The organism is Vibrio sp. 2132-1, from assembly GCF_033344315.1.
This window is the reverse complement of record NZ_JAWPON010000900.1, coordinates 1-506: the sequence shown is the minus strand read 5'-3', so window position 1 is coordinate 506 and position 506 is coordinate 1. Positions and strand designations below refer to the sequence as shown.

The window sequence follows — 506 nt, the reverse complement described above, 5'->3', positions numbered from 1 at the left end:
ATGACCCATTTAGGAGTGAATAGAATATGAGGACGTTTGAGTGTTTTCGCTAACGTGCGGCTAAATATCCGGTTAGTCACAGGGTGAGGAGCGCACATGTTGAAGGCACCATGCGCGTGAGGGGTTTCAAGCAGGTACATAATGGCACGAACCATATCGAGGATATGAATCCAAGGCATGTATTGATTGCCATTGCCAAGCGGTCCGCCTAACCCCAATTTGTAAGGCAAGAGCATTTTCGCGAGTGCTCCGCCATTAAGCCCGAGTACGACGCCTGTCCGGAGAAAGCAAACGCGGGTTTGTTCGGACTCAGCTCGTTTGGCGATTTGTTCCCACTTAGCGCAAACCATATGCGGGAAATCGTCGTTATTCACATGAAGACACTCATCGAACGGATGATCCTGCTGGTCGCCGTAATAACCGACAGCAGATCCGCTAAGAAACACAGAAGGCGGTTTGGTACTGGCGTGAATCAGCTCAACAATTTGCTCGGTAATTTTCCAGCG

At 49.8% G+C, this 506-nt stretch carries 1 protein-coding gene; it reads right to left on the bottom strand.

The window, feature by feature from the left end; translation table 11 throughout:
• Positions 1-506: TIGR01777 family oxidoreductase (locus R8N47_RS28625; protein WP_318186536.1), on the bottom strand; the 506-nt coding region annotated here is incomplete at both ends.